At 72.2% G+C, this 18,499-nt stretch carries 14 protein-coding genes and 1 pseudogene; 3 read left to right on the top strand and 12 right to left on the bottom strand.

All coding sequences use genetic code 11. The features are described from left to right. Positions 1-310: 310 nt before the first annotated feature. From PH203_RS46390 to PH203_RS46365, 6 genes are all read right to left on the bottom strand, one after another. Positions 311-2,104 (bottom strand): GAF domain-containing sensor histidine kinase, encoded by a 1,794-nt coding sequence (locus PH203_RS46390; protein ID WP_289928675.1) that lies wholly within the window; start codon positions 2,102-2,104, stop codon positions 311-313. Positions 2,105-2,169: 65 nt separating this feature from the next. Beyond that, positions 2,170-3,057: a universal stress protein gene (locus PH203_RS46385; protein ID WP_289928673.1), complete on the bottom strand. Its 888-nt coding sequence runs from the start codon at positions 3,055-3,057 to the stop codon at positions 2,170-2,172. A gap of 125 nt (positions 3,058-3,182) precedes the next feature. Beyond that, complete coding sequence (locus tag PH203_RS46380) at positions 3,183-4,058, bottom strand: universal stress protein (RefSeq protein ID WP_289928671.1); 876 nt, start codon at positions 4,056-4,058, stop codon at positions 3,183-3,185. Positions 4,059-4,112: 54 nt separating this feature from the next. Next, positions 4,113-4,352: a hypothetical protein gene (locus PH203_RS46375; protein WP_289928668.1), complete on the bottom strand. Its 240-nt coding sequence runs from the start codon at positions 4,350-4,352 to the stop codon at positions 4,113-4,115. A 122-nt stretch (positions 4,353-4,474) separates the two neighbouring features. Next, on the bottom strand, positions 4,475-5,896 hold the full coding sequence (locus PH203_RS46370; RefSeq protein WP_289928667.1) for an MBL fold metallo-hydrolase: 1,422 nt from the start codon (positions 5,894-5,896) through the stop codon (positions 4,475-4,477). Between the two features lie 131 nt (positions 5,897-6,027). Next, complete coding sequence (locus PH203_RS46365; RefSeq protein WP_289928666.1) at positions 6,028-6,720, bottom strand: CBS domain-containing protein; 693 nt, start codon at positions 6,718-6,720, stop codon at positions 6,028-6,030. Positions 6,721-6,941: 221 nt separating this feature from the next. Between PH203_RS46365 and PH203_RS46360 the strand changes: the two genes are divergently transcribed. Continuing rightward, entirely contained in the window at positions 6,942-8,897 is a 1,956-nt protein-coding gene (locus PH203_RS46360) for a PAS domain S-box protein (protein WP_289928664.1), read from the top strand. Here the strand turns inward: PH203_RS46360 and narI are convergent. The 4 genes from narI to PH203_RS46340 are packed head-to-tail and all read right to left on the bottom strand — an operon-like array spanning position 8,887 to position 15,566. Further along, complete coding sequence (gene narI / locus PH203_RS46355) at positions 8,887-9,582, bottom strand: respiratory nitrate reductase subunit gamma (RefSeq protein WP_289928663.1); 696 nt, start codon at positions 9,580-9,582, stop codon at positions 8,887-8,889. The genes PH203_RS46360 and narI overlap by 11 nt on opposite strands. After that, a complete protein-coding gene (gene narJ, locus PH203_RS46350) occupies positions 9,579-10,358 on the bottom strand; it encodes a nitrate reductase molybdenum cofactor assembly chaperone (RefSeq protein ID WP_289928661.1) in 780 nt (259 codons plus the stop codon). Before narJ ends, narI begins: the two co-directional genes overlap by 4 nt. Next, positions 10,355-11,878: a nitrate reductase subunit beta gene (gene narH / locus PH203_RS46345; protein ID WP_289928659.1), complete on the bottom strand. Its 1,524-nt coding sequence runs from the start codon at positions 11,876-11,878 to the stop codon at positions 10,355-10,357. The genes narJ and narH overlap by 4 nt, the downstream gene beginning before the upstream one ends. A 1-nt stretch (position 11,879) precedes the next feature. Further along, positions 11,880-15,566: a nitrate reductase subunit alpha gene (locus PH203_RS46340; RefSeq protein ID WP_289928657.1), complete on the bottom strand. Its 3,687-nt coding sequence runs from the start codon at positions 15,564-15,566 to the stop codon at positions 11,880-11,882. 257 nt (positions 15,567-15,823) lie between these two features. On the opposite strand from PH203_RS46340, the gene PH203_RS46335 reads away from it, so the two are divergent. After that, positions 15,824-16,999 (top strand): MFS transporter, encoded by a 1,176-nt coding sequence (locus tag PH203_RS46335; RefSeq protein ID WP_289928754.1) that lies wholly within the window; start codon positions 15,824-15,826, stop codon positions 16,997-16,999. 67 nt (positions 17,000-17,066) lie between these two features. On the opposite strand, the gene PH203_RS46330 is transcribed toward PH203_RS46335, so the two are convergent. Both PH203_RS46330 and PH203_RS46325 read right to left on the bottom strand, forming a co-directional pair. Continuing rightward, positions 17,067-17,417 carry a metalloregulator ArsR/SmtB family transcription factor gene (locus tag PH203_RS46330; protein ID WP_289928656.1) on the bottom strand — a complete coding sequence of 117 codons (351 nt, stop codon included), beginning with the start codon at positions 17,415-17,417 and terminating at the stop codon, positions 17,067-17,069. Between the two features lie 328 nt (positions 17,418-17,745). Beyond that, positions 17,746-17,919: pseudogene (locus PH203_RS46325) on the bottom strand (transcriptional regulator); the annotation flags it as partial. Positions 17,920-18,040: 121 nt separating this feature from the next. Here PH203_RS46325 and PH203_RS46320 point away from each other — a divergent pair. Next, positions 18,041-18,394 (top strand): zinc ribbon domain-containing protein YjdM, encoded by a 354-nt coding sequence (locus PH203_RS46320; RefSeq protein WP_289928655.1) that lies wholly within the window; start codon positions 18,041-18,043, stop codon positions 18,392-18,394. Positions 18,395-18,499: the final 105 nt, after the last annotated feature.

Raw genomic sequence — 18,499 nt, 5'->3', positions numbered from 1 at the left:
TCCCGCCGGCCCGCGCCTCCCGACCTGCGGACTCCGTCGGGACGCCCGATGCCCTACTGAGCCGTGTACGGGCCGAGGTCACCGCATCCGGGACGGAGGGCCGGCGGATGCGCGGCGACACCACCGGTCTGGACGCGGCCGCCGAGAAGGCGGCGGCCGCGCGGGGCGGGAGTCCCCCTTCGATCAGCGCACAGCCCCGCCAGGCAACGCCCAGGTACCGGATCTCCGGCTGCGCAACGGCGACGAACTGCTCCTCGCCTCGCGCGCGGCGACGGAAAGCGAAAGTACGAGCGTCAGCCCAGGCGCGCTCTCACCGTTCCCCCGTCGGCACCCGCCACGCCAGCGTGGTACCGCCACCGGGAGGCGACGTCACCTCCACTGCCCCGCCCAGCTCTTCGGCCCGTTCTGCCATGTTCAGCAGACCGCTGCGGCGCCCGTCGGACGTGATGCCGACGCCGTCGTCGGACACGGTCAGCCGGACCTCGCGACCGTCGGCCTCCAGCGCGACGTCGGCACGGGTGGCCCGGGCGTGCCGAGCGACGTTGGACAGTGCCTCGGACAGGACGGCCACCACGTCGTCGGCGATCTCCCGCGGGACGTCGGTGTCGACCAGGCCCTCCATCCGGACGCTGGGGGCGAAGCCCAGCACCGGGGCCGACTCGCCTGCCACCCGCACGACGCGGGACCGCAGCCCGGAGCCGCGCCCGTCCTCACGTGAGCGCAGGCCGAAGATGGTCGACCTGATGATCTTGATCGTCTCGTCCAGGTCGTCCACCGCCCGCACCACGCGCTCGGCCGCCTCTCGATGCTCGATCAGACGGCCCACGCTCTGCAATGTCATGCCGGTGGCGAACAGCCTCTGGATGGCCAGATCATGCAGGTCCCGGGCGATCCGGTCGCGGTCCTGAAGCATGGCGATCTGCTCGGCGTCCAGACGGCGCTCGGCGAGTTCCATCGCGACCGCGGCCTGGGCCGCAAAGCCCCGCAGAGGTGCGATGTCCTTGTCCGAGAAGACGGTGGAGCCCTCCCGGCGCACCAACAGGACGACGCCGCGGATACCTTCCCCCGTCCCGATCGGGACGGCGACCGCGGCCCCCAGACCCGCCGGTCGCCGGGGGCTCGCCGCGACCCGTTCGTCGTGGGAGGCGTCCAGGCTGGTGACCGGTGAGGCGGAGGAGAACGCCTCGCCGACCAGACTGCCGGTCACCGGCAGGACCAGGCCCTGGTACGCCTCCGCGTCCGGACCCACGGCGAGTTCCACGGTCAGCGAGTCGGTGTCCTCCATCGGCAGCGCCACCATGGCCAGGACCGCGCCGGTGATCTCCGCGGCCCGGTCCGCGATCAGCCGGAGCACGTCGGGCTGACCGCTGCCGGACATCAGGCGGTGGGTGATCTCCGCGTTCGCCTGCAACCAGCGTTCCCGCAGCCGGGACTCCTCGTACAGGCGCGCGTTGTCGATCGCGACGCCGGCCGCCACGGCCAGCGTCGACAGGACCGCCTCGTCCTCCTCGTCGAACTGGAGCCCCCCGCGTTTCTCGGTGAGGTACAGATTCCCGAAGACCTGGTCGCGCACCCGGATGGGGACACCGAGGAAGGTGTGCATCGGCGGGTGGTGGGCCGGGAAGCCGTACGAGGCGGAGTGCTGGGAGATCTTCCTCAGCCGCAGCGGTTCGGGGCGGCGGATCAGCTCGCCCAGGATGCCGTGGCCCTCGGGATAGTGGCCGATCCGCGCGATCTGCTCCTCGCTGATGCCGACGGTGAGGAACTCCGACAGCCGCCTGCCGTCGGGTCCGATGACGCCCAAGGCGGCGTACTCGGCGTCGACGAGAGCGGCGGCCGCCTCCACGATGCTGCGCAGCGCCTGTTCCAGATCCAGCTCCCGGCCTACCGAGAGCACCGCTTCCAGGAGGCTGTGCACCCGGTCGCGGGTGCCGCGCGCCGCGTCCAGACGGGCCTGCAGCTCCGCCAGCAGCTCGTCGAGCCGCAGCTGCGGCAACTGCACCCGGGTCCCGTGGGACTCCTGCGAGCTTGCCACCGTCTTCCTCCAGGTCCACCAGACCCGTACCCGCCGTACCGTCACACCCAGTGCCACGGTACCGGTCATGCGGAGAAGGTTGCACCGTGTGCGGCAGGAGACCCGCACGGTGGCCTGGCGACGGCGACCCGGCCTCAGGAGAGGGGCACGACCACCACCGGTGCTTCGGAACCCTGGAGCACCTGCTGTGTCACGGGGCCGATGTGGGGTCCGAGCGGGCCCGGCCGGTTCCTGCGGCCGACGACGACCAGTGAGGCGTCGCGGGAGGAGTCCACCAGGTGTGCGCCCGCCGAGCCGATCGCCGCTTCGTCCGTCACTTCGACGCCGGGGAACTTGTCCCGCCACGGGCGCAGCATCGCGGCCACCGTCTCCTCGGTCCGCACCTCCGGTTCGCCGCCGGCCCCGGCACGCGGCTCGGGCTTCCAGCCGTGCACCACCCGCAGGGGGACCGAGTGGCGTGCGGCGGCCTCGAAGGCGAACGCCAGCAGGGTGTGGGCGGGCAGGTCGTGCAGTTCGAGGCCGAGGACGACGTCCCTGAGGGCCGCGGCTCCGAAGGGGGTGCCGGGACTGTCGGGCCGGTGGCCGTCGGCGGTTTCGGTTCCGGCGCGGACGAGGACCACCGGGCGGGGGGTGCGCGCCACCACCGCGGAGGCCACGGAGCCGAGCAGGTATCCGGCGGCGCGGCCCAGCCCGCGCGAGCCGAGCACCAGCAGCTCCGACTCCCGGGCGGCCGCGACCAGCGCCGTGGCGGGCCGTCCGGCGAGCCGTTGCGAGGTGATGCGCAGCCGGGGGTGGTCCCGGCCGAGGGCGGTCTCCACTTCGCGCAGCAGATGGGCGGACCGGTCCGCGCCGGGCGGCGGCACGGCCTCCCCGGCGAACGGCACATAGGCGTGCGGGGGTTGGTCCCCGGCGTGCACCAGATGCAGCGGAGCCGCCAGCAGCGACGCCTCCCGGGCGGCCCAGTGTGCGGCGGCGATGCTCTCGGGCGAACCGTCGAGACCGACGGTGACGGGACGGGACATGGGGGGCCTCCTTGGTGAAGTGCTCCCACTCTCGTCTCCGGACGCCCGGGGCAGGAGGGCCCTCAGGTCCTCCTGGGGCCGCCGATGGGCCCGGCGAAGCGCCTCGCCGGACTCACCGGCGCTCGTCAGCCTCGTTCGGGGACGACCGCCACCGGGCACTGCGCGTGATGCAGCAAGGTGTGTCCCACGGGCCCCAGTTGGAGTCCGTAGTGGCCGTGCCGGCGTCGGGCTCCGATGATCACGAGGTCGGCCGCGGCGGAGCGCTTCAGGAGCACCTTGCGGGCCGGTCCTTCGGCCGTGACACGGTGGACCCGGACGTCCGGGTGCTGGTCCACAGCGTCGCCGAGCAGGGCGTCCAGCGCGGCGGACGCCTCCGCCTCGTGCTGATGCGCCGGGTCTCCCGCGAGCAGGGGATGATCGGCGCTCTCGTGTGCCGGGCAGCGCCAGGTGCGTACGACGTCCAGGGCGCACCCGCGGTCCTCGGCCGCACGGAAGGCGAACCGCATCGCCTCGCCGCCGGCGGCGTGGTCGCCCGCGCCCAGCACGATCCGTTCGTGCGAGCCGGCAAGGCCGGCCTTGTCCCCCCGGACCACGATCACCGGACAGTGCGCCCGGGCCGCCACGGCCAGGCTCACCGAGCCGAGCAGCAGACCGGCCACCTCGCCGCGGCCCCGGGATCCGGTCACCAGCGCCGAGGCGTTGCGGCCCTCGCCCAGCAGCGCCTCCACCGCTTCCTCGCCCACCGCCTCACCGGACGCCTTCACCTCCGGGTTGCGGCGCCGGGCGCGTTCCACCGCGGCTCCGAGGATGTTCTCCGCGAGCACCCGCCCGGAGGGGCGCTCCAGGACGCCCGGCAGCGCGGGGCCCTCGTACCGTTCCCACAGGGTGGCGAAGACCAGCCGCAGCGGCAGGCCGCGCCGGGCGGCCTCGTCCACCGCCCAGTCGACCGCCACGAGGCTCGGCTCCGATCCGTCGACGCCCACGACCAGGGGCAGTTCCATCGTCCCCACCGCCTTCCGTCGGGTTGCCGCGCCGCGCACGGCAGGGGGCTCAGGTCACCGTCGCACGTCCGGGCCGTGCAGCAGCAGGGGCGGTTCGGCCCTGGTGCGGGACACCCGGCCCTCGGCTGTCGACGGACGTCCACCGGTCCGCGGCCGGCGGCCGGGACCAGGGTGGTGCGGCAGCCGTTCGGCGAGCGCGTCGAGCGCCGCGGTGAGGACGACGGTCACCGCCACGGCCACGACGAGCAGGATCGTGAATCGCTCCCAGAACTCCGGTGTCAGGCTCGTGCCCACTGTCCTCGCCCCCTTCGGGCCGGGGTATTTCCCCTCACGACCAGTCAACTCCGGTGCAGGGGGCGGCGCATGAGCCGACCGGCCCGGACAGGGGCCGCATACGGCCCTTGCGCGGGACCCGGTCAGCGCACCAGGACATGCTCCCCGGAGCGCGGGACGATCGCGGTCCAGCCCAGGGAGTGGTCGATGCGGTCGCGCAGCGCGGCGGCGGCGTCGGGTTCGCCGTGCACCAGGTACGTCAGGTGCGGGGGCGCTGCGCCGCGCAGCCAGTCGATGATCTGTCCGGCGTCCGCGTGGGCGGAGAAGTGCGGTACGTCGGCCACCTGGGCGCGCACCGGGACGTACTCGCCGAACATCTTCAGCGCCCGGGCACCGTCGACGAGGTCGCGGGCCCGGGTGCCCTGGGCCGCGAAGCCCACCACGACCACGGCGTTGCGCGGGTCGGGCAGCAGGCGCCGCAGATGGTGCAGGACGCGGCCGCCGGTGGCCATGCCGGACGCCGAGACGATGACGGCCGGTCCGCCGGCCTCGCCGATGTCGATGGACTCCTGGACGGAGCGGGCCGCGAGGAACGGCTCGGGGCTCAGCGCCGCGGTGCCGGCTGCCGTGACCTCGTCGCGCAGTTCGGGTGCCCGGGTCAGGACGGCGTCCCGGTACACGTCGAGGGCGGCCAGCGCCATCGGGCTGTCGACGTACACCGGAACCCCCGCCGGGAGGCGTCCCGTGCGGCGCAGCTCGGCCAGTTCGTGCAGGACGACCTCGGTACGGTCGAGGGCGAACGCGGGGATGACGACGGTGCCGCCGCGGGCCAGGGTGCGGGTCAGCACGCTCGCGAAGTGGGCGCGTCCCGCGTCCTCCTCGTGGCGCCGGTTGCCGTAGGTCGACTCCATCAGCAGCACGTCCGCCCCGGAGAACGGCTCCGGCGGACGCAGCAGGGGGTGGCCGGGGCGGCCGAGGTCGCCGCTGACGGCGAGGGTGTGGCCGTCCTCCAGGGTGAGCCGGGCCCAGGCCGAGCCGAGGATGTGCCCCGCGGAGTGCAGCGTGACGGTGGTTCCGGTGGCGATGTCGGCCGTCGCGCCGGTCGGTACGGGGTCGAGGAGTTTGAGGGTGCGGTCGACGTCCGAGTCGTCGTAGAGGGGCTGGGCGGGGTGGTGTTTGGACCAGCCGTGCGCGTTGGCGTGACGGGCGGCCTCCATCTGCAGTTTGGCGCTGTCCCTGAGCACGATCTCCATGAGCCGGGCGCTGAACTCGGTGGTCACGATGCGCCCCCGGAAGCCGTGCCGCACCAGCCGGGGCAGATAGCCGCAGTGGTCCAGGTGGGCGTGGGTGACCACGACCGCCTCGATGTCACCTCCGTCGCAGGGCAGTTTGCGCCAGTTGCGCCGGCGCAGGTCGGCCAGGCCCTGGAAGAGCCCGCAGTCGACGAGCACACGGGCGTGGTCGCTCTCGACCAGGAACTTGCTGCCGGTGACCGTGCCCACTCCGCCGAGGAAGGTGAGCAGCGCGGGCCGGGACGGTGCGCGTTGCGTTTCGTTGACGGTCATGACCGTTCGCTCCTCATCCGGACGGGGGCCGTTCGGCCCTGGTGGACCGGCTGTCGCCGTGCTGTGCTGGAGGTGTCGGGAAGGGTCCCGGAAGGACGCGGAGAAGCGGCCGGCAGCCGTGCACCGCGCGATCAGGATCCGCGAGAAGCGGGTAGGGCCCTTCCCCTCTCCGCGTCCGGCAGGTCCGGATCCAGGTCGGGGCGGCGTGGCGGACCCGCCAGCAGGCACCGCACGTCCACGACGCCTTCGACGGCACGCACCAGCCGGGCGGTGACGGGCACGAGCGTGGTGTCCCTGATCCGCCCGGTGAGCTGCACGACTCCGTCGCGCACCTCCACCCGGACCGGTTCGGCGGGTGCGGGGAACAGCACGTCGACGACCTCGCGGCGGACCTCCTCGGCGATGTCCTCGTCGACCCGCAGGAAGACCCTGAGCAGGTCGGACCGGCTGACGATGCCCTTGAGCGCACCGCGGTCGTCGACCACGGGCAGCCGCTTGACCTGATGCAGCGCCATGATCCGCGCCGCCTGCCGGATCGAGGCGTGCTCGGGGACGGTGATCGCGGGCGCCGTCATCAGTTGCTCGGCGGTCACCGCGCCGGCCTTGGCGGGACCGGCCACGTCCGTGATGCCGTACTCCTCCTTGGCCAGCAGATCGGCCTCGGAGACGACCCCGACGACGCGGTCGCCGCTCTCCAGGACCGGCAGGGCGCTGACCTTCCACCGGTGCATCGCCCTGACGATGTCCTTGTACGTCGTCCCGCGGCCGAGGGCGACGACGGTACGGGTCATCACATCGCTCACGAGGTGCGCGGTGTCGTGCATGGCGTCCTCCCTCGGCCCGGAACCCCGACACCTTCAGCGTCGGCCGATGACCGCTCCGGGACATGGGCCGACCGGCCCTCACCGGGGTTCCGGTCGGGCCGGACATCGGTGACCGACAGGTTCGGGCACTGCACGACCAGTTAGCGACATATGCAAACACGGCCGGTTCGGGTGCGTTGGGATGGCCTGTGTCGCCGTGACCGGTCCAGCAGGAGGTGCTCATGCGCGATTTCACAGCGCCGCAGCCGATGCAGTCGGTGCCGTCGCTGGGTCCGGAGCCCTGCACGTGCGGTGCGGAAACGCGCCGGGGCGGGCCGGGGGCCGCCGAGGAGCGGTTCCGGGGGCTGCTGGAGGCGGCACCGGACGCCATGGTCATCGTCGACGACACCGGAACCATCAAGCTCGTCAACGCCCAGACCGAGGCCCTCTTCGGCTATCCGCGCAGGGAACTGCTCGGCCGCCCCGTGGAGGTGCTGATCCCGCACCGGTTCCGCGGCCACCACACCGAGCACCGCAGCGGTTACGCCGCCAACCGTCAGGTGCGGCCGATGGGAGCGGGGCTGGAACTGCACGGGCTGCGCAAGGACGGCACCGAGTTCCCCGTGGAGATCAGCCTCAGCCCCATGGAGACCTCGGACGGCCTGCTGGTGTCCGCCGCGGTACGCGACGTCAGCGACCGCAAGGCCGCCGAGGCCCGCATCAACGAACTCGCGGCCCTGGTGGAGTCCTCCCAGGACGCGATCCTCGCCAAGACCCTCGACGGGTATGTGACCTACTGGAACGCGGCCGCACAGTCGCTGTACGGCTACACGGCGGACGAGATCATCGGCCGGCACATGTCGTACCTCGCCCCGCCGGAACGGCGTGGGGAGATCGACGCGCTGCTCGAGCGGCTGCGCGACGGAGAGAAGGTCGAGCACTTCGAGACGCTGCGCCTGACCAAGGCGGGCCAGATGCTCGACGTCGACGTCACCCTGTGGCCCACCCGGGGCACCGACGGCACCGTCGTGGGCGCGTGCGCCATCGTCCGGGACATCAGCGACCGCAAGCGCGCGGAGGCGGAGCTCAAGAGGCTCTACGAGCAGCAGCGCCACGTCGCCCTGACACTGCAGCGCTCCCTCATGGGCACCCCGCCTCCCGTCCCCGGGCTCACCACCGCCAGCCGCTACCGGCCCGCCACCCAGGGCGCCGGTGTGGGCGGCGACTGGTTCGACCTCATTCCGCTGGGCGCCGGCCGGGTCGGTGTGCTGATCGGTGATGTCATGGGCCGGGGTCTGGACGCCGCCGCCGTCATGGGCCAGTTGCGTTCGGCCGCGCACGCCCTGGCCAAGACCGGTATGCAGCCCCGCCAGCTGATGCAGGCCCTCGACACCTGCGTCACGGATCTGGACGTGCCCGACCAGCTCGTCACCTGCTGCTATCTGGTCATCGCCCCGGACACCGGTACCGTCACCGTCTGCTCCGCGGGGCATCTGCCGGTCCTCGTCGCCACTCCCGGTGAGGGCATGCACAGACTGCCCGCCCCCGTGAACGCACCGCTGGGTGTGGGCGGCATCCTGCACGAGCAGTCCAGCACCGAGCTCCCTCCCGGCGCCACGCTCGTCCTGTACACCGACGGTCTGATCGAGACGCCGGGCAGCGACATCGAGGAGCGGGTGGGTGAACTGACCGCCGTGCTCGACAGGTTCTTCACGGACAGCCCCAGTCTGGAGGCGGCCGCCGAGCACGTACTGGCCGGCATGCTGCCGGATGCCGAGAGCCACGACGACGACGTCACCCTGCTCCTCGCCCAGCTCCCGGCGGCTCCCCTCGCGACCGTGGCCGCCGACCTGCCCGCCGTGCCGTCCTCCGTGCCCGAGGGGCGCGCCTTCCTCCACAAGGCGCTCATCGACTGGGACTGCACCGCGCCCGCCGACGAGGCTCTGCTGCTGCTGTCGGAGACCCTGACCAATGCCGTCCAGCACGCCGAGGGCCCGGTCACCGTGCATCTGCGGTGCAGTGCCACCGACCTGACCGTGGAGGTCACCGACCGCAGCCCGCACCTTCCCGAACCCCGCCTCGCGGCCGAGGACGAGGAGTCCGGCCGGGGCCTGCTGCTCGTCCGCGCGCTGGCCGACAGCTGGGGTGTGCGCCCGACCGACGACGGCAAGACGACCTGGTTCACGCTCAAACTGTGATCCGGCTCCCCCGGCGGCGGTAGACGAGGTACGGGCGGGCGAGGTATCCCACCGGTGCGCTCCACACATGGACGAGCCGGGTGAACGGCCAGGCGGCGAAGAGGAGACAGGCCGTCAGGGCGTGCAGCTGGAACAGCAGCGGGGCGTCGGCGATCGCCTCCGGCTGCGGCTGGAGCGTGAGCAGGCCGCGGAACCACACGGAGACGGTGGAGCGGTAGTCGTACCCCGCGCCGAAGACGTTGTGGGCGGCGGTGGCGGCGATGCCCAGGACGACGGTGGCGGACAGCAGGGGGAACAGGAGTTTGTCGCTGCGGTCGGTGCCCAGCCGGATCCGACGGGTCAGCAGCCGTCGGGCGCACAGCATGCCCAGCCCGGCCGCCATGGCGACGCCGGCCACCGAGCCCGCCCAGACGGCCGTCGTGTGGTAGGCGTGCTCACTGATGCCCACGGCCTCGGTCCAGGACGCCGGGACGGCCAGGCCCACCACGTGTCCGGCGATCACCATGAACGCGCCTGCGTGGAACAGCGGGCTGCCCCACCGCAGCCGGCGGTGTTCCAGGAGCTGGCTGGTGTGCGAGGTCCAGCCGAACTGGTCCTGGCGATAGCGCCAGACGTGCCCCACGGCGAACACGGCGAGGCAGACGTACGGCAGGGCGACCCAGAGAGCCAGTTCGACGGCGCTCATCGCAGACCTTCCGGGGTCGACAGGGGCGGCATCACGGTGGGCGGGGCCGGCTCGGGCGGAACGAAGGCGTCCGGCGGCGCGAACTCCCCCGCGCCGTAGGGGTCGAGGCCGACGTCCTCGGTGGGCGGCCCCTGCGCGGCCAGTTCGGCCACGGCCCGCAGGTCGGCCCCGGTGGGCGGCGGCAGCAGCGTGAGCAGCGCGGCGAGGACGTGTCGGTAGGGCGAGTCGGCGTCGGTGAGGGCCCGGTGGATGAGTTCCAGGCCCCGCCGGTGCTGTCGCAGCGGTGCCTCGCCCCGGCCCGGCCCGGCGAGGGCGGCGAACTCCAGGACGACCGGGAGGTGGTCGGGCAGTTCACCGCCGTCGGTGTCCCAGCCGGCGGCCCGGTAGCGCTGGGCGAGCGCGAGGAGGGCCATACCCCGGCGGCGGGTGTCGCCGTGCAGGTAGTAGGTGAGGTAGAGGCTGCTCTTGCGGCGCAGGTCGAACATCTCGACGTAGTGCCGTTCCAGCGCCTGGGGTTCCCGGGCGGTGAACCAGTCGATGAACGCGGTCAGTTCGGCGGCGGCCGGCGACGGCGGGAGGACGTCCACGGCGGCCGCCAACTGCGGTCGGCTGTCGGTCAGTTCCGCGTCCGGGTACTGCAGCAGCAGGGACAGCAGCCGCAGCAGCAGGGCCCGGCGCTCGGCTTCCTCGGGCGTCGTGGACGGGCGCCGGCGGGCCGCGGCCGCGCGGATGCGGGTGCGGACGATCGCCGGGACGGTGCCGGGCAGCGGGCTCATGGGCGGTCTCCCGTGGACGTACGGCGCAGGGTGGGGATGCCGAGCATGACCCGGCGGGGTTCGGCGGGGCCGGTGGTCCCGACCGGGCAGCGGTCCTCCACGGCACTGAGCGCGGCCGCGTCCTCCTTGTGCGCGGCGGGGACGACGTACCGGTCCTGGTACTTGGCGACGGCCAGCAGCCGGTGCAGGTCCTCCGCCTCGCGCGAGGTCAGGCCCACGGCGGCGAGCACGGCCTCGTCACCGGTCTCACCGAGGCTGCGCCCGCGCATGTACGAGCGCAGTGCGGTGAGCTTCATCAGCACGCCCGCCACCACGTCCGTGTCCCCCGCGGTGAACAGTTCGGCCAGGTAGTCCAGCGGGATCCGCAGGCGGGTGACGGCGGCGAACACATGATCGGGGTCGTCCTGGTTCCCGCCGGCCGTGTCGACGGCGTCCAGGACGGGTGAGAGCGGGGGCACGTACCAGACCATGGGCAGGGTGCGGTACTCCGGGTGCAGCGGCAGCGCCACCTTGTAGCGGCCGACCAGGTCGTACACCGGGGAGCGACGGGCCGCATCCAGCCAGTCCTGCGGGATCCCCGACTTCCTTGCCGCGTCGAGCACTTCGGGATCGCGCGGGTCCAGGAACACGCCGCGCTGGGCGTCCAGGAGGTCCTGCTCGTCCGGGGTGGCCGCGGCCTCGCCGACGCGGTCGGCGTCGTACAGCAGCAGGCCGAGGTAGCGCAGCCGTCCGACACAGGTCTCGGAGCAGATCGTGGGCTGCCCCGCCTCGATGCGGGGGAAGCAGAACGTGCACTTCTCCGCCTTGCCGGTGGCGTGGTTGACGTACACCTTCTTGTACGGGCACGCCGTCACGCACATCCGCCAGCCCCGGCAGCGGTCCTGGTCGACGAGGACGATGCCGTCCTCGACCCGTTTGTACAGCGCGCCGGACGGACAGGCGGCGACGCAGGCCGGGTTGAGGCAGTGCTCGCACAGCCGCGGCAGATGGAAGAGGAAGGTCTGCTCGAACTCGAACTTCACTTTCTGCGCCCATTCCCCGCTCAAGTTGGGGTCGCCGGCGGCGTGTTCGGGGGCGCCGCCGAGGCCGTCCTCCCAGTTGGCGCCCCAGGTGACGGCAGTGGGCCGGCCGGTCAGGACCGAGCGGGGGCGGGCGACGGGGATGTCCTGCCCGGCGGGGGCGCTGACGAGCGTGTCGTAGTCGTACGTCACCGGCTCGTAGTAGTCCTCGATGGAGGGCAGGTCGGGGTTGGAGAACAGCGACAGCAGCCGTTTGACCCGGCCGCCGGAGCGCAGCACCAGCCGGCCGCGCTTGTCGAGCATCCAGCCGCCCTTCCACTGTTCCTGGTCCTCGTAGCGGCGCGGGTAGCCGACGCCGGGCTTGGTCTCGACGTTGTTGAACCAGGCGTACTCGACTCCGGTGCGGTTGGTCCACGTCTGCTTGCAGGTGACGGAGCAGGTGTGGCAGCCGATGCACTTGTCGAGGTTCATCACCATGGCGATCTGAGCCATCACTCGCATGTCAGTACTCGACCTCCTGGCTGCGGCGGCGGATCACGGTGACCTCGTCGCGCTGGTTGCCGGTCGGCCCGTAGTAGTTGAAGGCGTACGTGAACTGCGCGTAGCCGCCCGCGAGATGGGTGGGTTTGACCAGGAGCCGCGTCAGGGAGTTGTGGATGCCGCCGCGACGGCCGCCGACCTCGGTCTTCGGGACGTTCACCGTGCGGTCCTTGGCGTGGTACATGTACACCGTCCCCTCGGGCATGCGGTGGGTGACCACGGCCCGGGCGGCGACGATGCCGTTGCGGTTGTACGCCTCGATCCACTCGTTGTCCTTCACGCCGATCCTCTCGGCGTCGGCGGTGGACATCCAGATCACCGGGCCGCCGCGGGACAGGGCGAGCATGTGGGCGTTGTCCTGGTACTCGGAGTGGATGGACCACTTGGAGTGCGGAGTCAGATAGCGCACGGTGACCTCGGCCCGGCCCTCGTCGTGCAGCTGCTCGTCACCGTAGTGACGCCGGGTGTTCAACGGGGGCCGGTAGACGGGCAGTTGCTCGCCGAGTTCGGCGATCCAGTCGTGCTGGACGAAGAAGTGCTGGCGGCCGGTGAGGGTGTGCCAGGGCTTCTTGTGCTCGGTGTTGATGACGAACGGCGCGTAGCGACGGCCGCCGGTCTCGCTGCCCGACCACTCGTACGAGGTCAGCACGGCGCGCGGCTGGGTGCGGGTGTCGGCGAAGGTGATCCGCTCCGCCGCGCGTTCGGCGGCGAGTTCGACGAGTCCCTCGCTGCCGGTCCGCCGCTCCAGCTCCCGGAACCCCTCGGTGGCCAGACGTCCGTTGGTGGTGCCGGACAGGGCGAGGATCGCCTCGCACATGTCGGTGGCGGTGGCCAGCGAGGGGCGGCCGGCGGCGATGCCGTCGCGTACGGTGCCGTTGCGTCGGCGCAGTTCGTCGATCTCGCGGTCCGGGTGGACGGTGACGCCCTTGGTGGTGGTGCCGAGGGTGTCGAGGAGCGGACCGACCGCGCGGATCTTCTGCGCCACGGCCGGGTAGTCCCGTTCGATGACGACCAGCTTCGGCATGGTCCGCCCGGGCACCGGCTCGCACTCCCCCGTCCTCCAGTCCCGCACCACTCCGCCGGGCTGGGCGAGTTCGTCGGGGGTGTCGTGCAGCAGGGGCACGGCCAGGACGTCGGTGCGGGTGCCGAGGTGGTCGGCGGCGAGCTCGCTGAACCGGTCGGCGATGGCGAGGAAGGTGTCGTAGTCGGTGCGGGCCTGCCAGGGCGGGGCGATGGCCGGGGTGAAGGCGTGCACGAAGGGGTGCATGTCCGTGCTGGACAGGTCGTCCTTCTCGTACCAGGTCGCGGCCGGCAGGACCACGTCGGCGAGCAGGCCGGTGGAGGTCATCCGGAAGTCCATCGTGACGAGCAGGTCGAGCTTGCCCTCGGGGGCCTCCTCCCGCCACACCACGTCCTTCGGCCGTCCCTCGGGCGGGGTCTGTTCGGAGCGGACCGCCCCGTCCGTGCCCAGCAGGTGGCGCAGGAAGTACTCGTTGCCCTTGCCGGAGGACCCGAGCAGGTTGGCCCGCCATACCGTCAGCACCCGCGGGAAGTTGGCCGGGTCGTCGGGGTCCTCGGCGGCGAACTTCAGCCGTCGTGCCTTGAGTTCGTCCACGATGTGCTGGGCCACCGGCTTGCCCGCGGCGGCCGCCTCGTCCGTCAGGTCGAGCGGGTTGCGGTTGAAGCCGGGATGCCCGGGCGTCCAGCCGAGGCGGACCGCCTGTGCCAGACAGTCGGCGGTGGACCGTCCCGCGAACCGGCCCTGTCCCAGCGGTGACGCCAACTCGTCCGGCCCGAAGGCCTCGTAGCGCCACTGGTCGGTGTTGAGGTACCAGTACGAGGTGCCCGCCATGTGCCGGGTGGGCCGCTGCCAGTCGAAGGCGAACGCGAGATGCTGCAGCCCGGTGATCGGGCGGATCTTCTCCTGGCCCACATAGTGCGCCCAACCGCCCCCGTTGACGCCCTGGCAGCCGGTCATCGTCACCAGCGCCAGGAAGGCGCGGTAGATGGTGTCGGAGTGGAACCAGTGGTTGGTGCCGGCACCGAGCGCGATCATGGACCGGCCGTTGGTGCGTTCCGCGTTGCGGGCGAACTCCCGGGCGATCCGGGCCGCCTGCTCCGCCGGCACCGAGGTGACGGTCTCCTGCCAGGCCGGCGTGTACGGCTGCGACGCGTCCTCGTACGACGCCGGCCAGTTGCCCGGCAGACCGGGGCGCCGCACCCCGTACTGCGCCAGCATCAGATCGAACACCGTGGTGACGAGCCGTCCACCGATCCGGCGCGCGGGCACCCCGCGCACCATGACCGAACCGCCCTCCGTGCCGCCCTCGTCGAAGCGGGGCAGAGCGATCTCGACGGAGTCCTCGGCGCGGTCGATGAGGCTCAGCTCAGGGACGACGTCGCCCAGATCGAGATTCCAACGGCCTCGCCCGGCTTCCCCCCACCGGAAGCCGAGCGAGCCGCCGGGGACCACCGGATCGCCGGTGGCCCGGTCCAGGAGAACGGTCTTGAACTCGGCGTTCTCCTCGTCACGGCCGAGGTCGGCCGCGGTGAGGAACCCGTCCGGGACAAGACCGTGGTCGTGCTCGCGCAGCGTCACCAGGAACGGCGCGTCGGTGAACTTCCGCAGGTAGTCCTGGAAGTACGGCACCTCACGGTCGACGAGGAACTCACGCAGGATCACGTGCCCCATGGCCATCGCCAGCGCCCCGTCCGTGCCGGGGTGCGGGGCGAGCCATTCGTCGGCGTGCTTGACGTTGTCCGCGTAGTCGGGGCTGACGGCGACGACCTTGGTGCCGTTGTAGCGGGTCTCGGTCAGGAAGTGCGCGTCCGGGGTGCGGGTGACGGGGATGTTGGAGCCCCACATGATCAGGTATCCCGCGTTCCACCAGTCCGCCGCCTCGGGGACGTCGGTCTGGTCGCCGAAGACCTGCGGTGAGGCGATCGGCAGGTCCGCGTACCAGTCGTAGAACGACAGCAGCGTGCCGCCGATGAGGGAGTGGAACCGCGCGCCGGCCGCGAAGGACGCCATCGACATCGCCGGGATCGGCGAGAAGCCCGCGACGCGGTCGGGACCGTACTCCTTGACGGTGTGCACCTGAGCGGCGGCGACCAACTCGGCCACCTCGTCCCAGTCGGCGCGCACCAGGCCGCCCTTGCCACGCGCCCGCTTGTACGCGCGGGCCTTCGCCGGATCGGAGGTGATCTCCGCCCAGGCCGCCACCGGGTCACCGAGCCGCTTGCGCGCCTCGCGCCACAGCTTCAGCAGCGCGCCACGCACATACGGGTAGCGCACTCGACTGGGCGAGTAGGTGTACCAGGAGAACGACGCCCCGCGCGGACAGCCGCGCGGCTCGTACTCGGGGCAGTCCGCCCCGATCGACGGGTAGTCGGTGGCCTGGTGCTCCCAGGTGATGATGCCGTCCTTGACGTACACCATCCACGAGCAGGAACCGGTGCAGTTCACCCCGTGCGTGGAGCGCACCACCTTGTCGTGCGCCCACCGGTCCCGGTAGAAGCCCTCCCACTTGCCGTCGTCGACACCGAAGACGGCGCGTCCGTCGGCCGACACCTCACGGCGGGTCAGCAGCCGGCGGGCGGCGAGCGGCCAGGTCCCGTGCGCCGGACTCGCGTTGTTGTCGTTCCCCATGGGCGAGAACGCTAAGCGGCTGTGCACCGAGCCTCCTTGGGCCGAACGGCCCTGGTCCCACCCCGTCCGGCCCCGGAGCGCGGCCGCCCCTCGCAGGCTCGGCGAGGCCCTTCGGCCCCGTCCCGGATGCGCCGTGAGCGACGAGTCTGATCGCACAACCGGCCGCGAACGCCCATGGAAGGGGCCTTGTGATGCTGCAGCCGTCGAGCCCTCCGAGCACTCCCCCGAGTCCCCAGGTGCCGGCGCGCGCCTTGCTGATGCTGGTCCTCGCCACCCTTGGGTTCGCCCTCAACTTCTGGGCGTGGGCGCTGCTCAGCCCTCTCGGCCCGCGCTTCAAGGACACCCTGGAGCTGTCGTCGTTCCAGCAGTCGCTGCTGGTGGCCGTGCCGGTCGTGGTCGGGTCGCTGGGCCGGATCCCGGTCGGGGCACTCACCGACCGGTACGGCGGGCGTGTGATGTTCCCGCTGGTGACGGCCGCTACCGTCATCCCCGTGCTCTACCTCGGCCTCGCCGGACACGACTCGCTGCCGGCGCTGCTGGTGGGCGGGTTCTTCCTCGGGGTCGGTGGGACCGCGTTCGCCGTGGGGGTGCCGTTCGTCAGTGCCTGGTTCCCGCCCGAGCGGCGCGGGCTGGCCATCGGAGTCTTCGGCATGGGCATGGGCGGTACGGCGATCAGCGCGCTGACCACGGTGAAGCTGGTGGACGCGTACGGCACCGCCAACCCGTTCCTGGTCACGGCCGGAGTCCTGATCGTCTACGCCCTGGTGGCGGCGGCCTTGCTGCGGGACGCCCCTGGACGCGCGGCCCCCACGGAGCCGCTGGCGCGACGTCTGGCCCAGACCTTGCGGCTGGGCATCACCTGGCAGGCCTCCGCCCTGTACGCGGTCGCCTTCGGCGGCTATGTCGCCTTCTCGGTCTACCTCCCCACCTACCTCAAGACCGGATACGGCCTCACCCAGGCCGACGCGGCGAACCGCATGGCGGGGTTCGTCCTTCTCGCGGTGGCGATGCGGCCCGTCGGCGGCTGGTTGTCGGACCGGGTCGGACCGGTGCGGGTGCTGTCCGGGGCGCTGGCCGCGGTTGCCTCGGGCGCCCTGGTGCAGTCCGCCACCCCGTCTCTCGCGCCGCTGGGCACGCTCGCGTTCCTGGGCATGGCTGCGGCACTCGGCGCGGCGAGCGGGGCGACGTTCGCCTTCGTGGCGCTGTTGGCGCCGCCGGAGCGCACCGGCTCGGTCACGGGTGTCGTCGGCGCCGCGGGCGGACTGGGCGGCTTCGTACCGCCCCTGGTGATGGGCTCGCTCTACGGCACGTACGGCTCCTACGCGGTGGGCCTGCTGCTGCTCGCCGCGGTGGCGACCGCCGCCCTCGTCTACACCGGTACGGGCGTGAGGCGGGCGGCGCTCGGTCCCGTGCCCGTGGCGAAGCCGCACTGAGCGGTGCACAGGGGCGGCACGCCGGTCTGCCGACCGTCGTCCCGCGCAGGTGAGGCGCCCGGCGGACCTACGAGGGCCGGTCCCCCTCCCTCTGCGCGGCCTGGAGGCCGGCGAGGAGTTCGGCCTGTCCGGCCAGGACTCCGGACAGGATCGTGCGGGCCACCCGCAACAGCTCGGCCACATGCGGGCTGGTCAGCGAGTAGTACACGTTCGAGCCCTCCTTGCGGGTCACGACCAGGTTCGCGCGTCGCAGCACGGCCAGCTGCTGGGACAGGTGCGCGGCTTCGATACCCACCTCGGGCAGCATCTCCGCGACCGCATGCTCACGCTCGCTCAACAGCTCCAACACCCGGATACGCGCGGGATGACCGAGGGTTTTGAAGAACTCGGCCTTCAGCTGGTACAGCGGCATACTCACCGTGCCACCCCCGACCCCGCACACCGGCGCAGCCCCGTCCGCCGAGCCTCGCCCCGTCGCATCCACCCACTCGTCAACACCATGCCGCCCATCCTCGCCTGCGACAGCGGCCGGGCAGAAACCGCACGGGTAACGAGAGTCATCGGGTCACGCGCCCTGTGTGTCTCCCGCAGGCCGGCCGGTGGTCCGCCCCTCGTGCCGCCCTTCCAGGGACTCCGGTACGAGGGGCCCGTCGGCGGGGATCGCGGCGAGCTCGAGGCTCCGGGCCGGTGCCGCGAGCCGGCGCCCAGCCGACCGCGCCACAGAAGCGAGGGACGGCGGCGGTCAGACCGGCCGGCGGCTCCGTCAGGATCCGGCGCGCCGCCTTCACCAGGTCGGCAGTGGCCCCGCCGGCCAGTTCGTGGACCACCGTCGCCCTCGCCCGCGTCACCGTCACGATCCCCGAGCGACACAGGACCGTCGGCTGCTGCGACAGGCCCGACGGTTCAGCCTCGATGGCCGCCCCGCCCCGGGGGGGCAGACGCGAAAGGCTGCGCCCGCGGCTACCCGCGAGCACAGCCGGCACAGCACCTGACCATTTGCGAAATTACGCAACTCGGCATCCCACTGCTTACACTCGCCCCGTGACCGAGATCCTGCCGCCGTGCCCCACCTGTTCCAGCGCCTACACCTACGAGATGGGCGCGCTCCTGGTCTGCCCGGAGTGCGGGCATGAGTGGTCCCCCGCCACCCTCGCGCCCGAAGGCCCCGCAGCGCAGAAGGTGATCAGGGACGCCGTCGGAAACGTCCTCTCCGACGGCGACACCGTCACGGTGGTCAAGACCCTGAAGGTCAAAGGCAGCCCGACCGGGATCAAGGCCGGCACCAAGGTGCGGGGCATCCGGCTCGTGGACGGTGTCGACGGCCACGACATCGACTGCAAGGTCGACGGGTTCGGCGCCATGCAGCTCAAGTCCAGCGTGGTCAAGAAGGCCTGACCGGCACGACGTTCAGAACTCGAAGACGAGCCGGGCTTCGGCCCGGCCGCCGAGGACCTCGTCGAAGGAGTCGTTGACCTGCTCCAGACGCCGGGTCTCCGCGAT

This window comes from Streptomyces sp. S.PB5 (genome assembly GCF_030403745.1).
Classification (GTDB): domain Bacteria; phylum Actinomycetota; class Actinomycetes; order Streptomycetales; family Streptomycetaceae; genus Streptomyces.
Note: the sequence above shows the minus strand (reverse complement) of the source record. Positions and strands in the feature narration are given on the sequence as shown.

Coding starts and splice junctions, on each gene's coding strand:
- PH203_RS46360 (WP_289928664.1), top strand. CDS start 6,942: ATGCGCGATTTCACAGCGCCGCAGCCGATGCAGTCGGTGCCGTCGCTG.
- PH203_RS46385 (WP_289928673.1), bottom strand. CDS start 3,057: ATGTCCCGTCCCGTCACCGTCGGTCTCGACGGTTCGCCCGAGAGCATC.
- PH203_RS46380 (WP_289928671.1), bottom strand. CDS start 4,058: ATGGAACTGCCCCTGGTCGTGGGCGTCGACGGATCGGAGCCGAGCCTC.
- PH203_RS46365 (WP_289928666.1), bottom strand. CDS start 6,720: ATGCACGACACCGCGCACCTCGTGAGCGATGTGATGACCCGTACCGTC.
- PH203_RS46340 (WP_289928657.1), bottom strand. CDS start 15,566: ATGGGGAACGACAACAACGCGAGTCCGGCGCACGGGACCTGGCCGCTC.
- narI (WP_289928663.1), bottom strand. CDS start 9,582: ATGAGCGCCGTCGAACTGGCTCTCTGGGTCGCCCTGCCGTACGTCTGC.
- PH203_RS46370 (WP_289928667.1), bottom strand. CDS start 5,896: ATGACCGTCAACGAAACGCAACGCGCACCGTCCCGGCCCGCGCTGCTC.
- PH203_RS46335 (WP_289928754.1), top strand. CDS start 15,824: ATGCTGGTCCTCGCCACCCTTGGGTTCGCCCTCAACTTCTGGGCGTGG.
- narJ (WP_289928661.1), bottom strand. CDS start 10,358: ATGAGCCCGCTGCCCGGCACCGTCCCGGCGATCGTCCGCACCCGCATC.
- narH (WP_289928659.1), bottom strand. CDS start 11,878: ATGCGAGTGATGGCTCAGATCGCCATGGTGATGAACCTCGACAAGTGC.
- PH203_RS46390 (WP_289928675.1), bottom strand. CDS start 2,104: ATGACCGGTACCGTGGCACTGGGTGTGACGGTACGGCGGGTACGGGTC.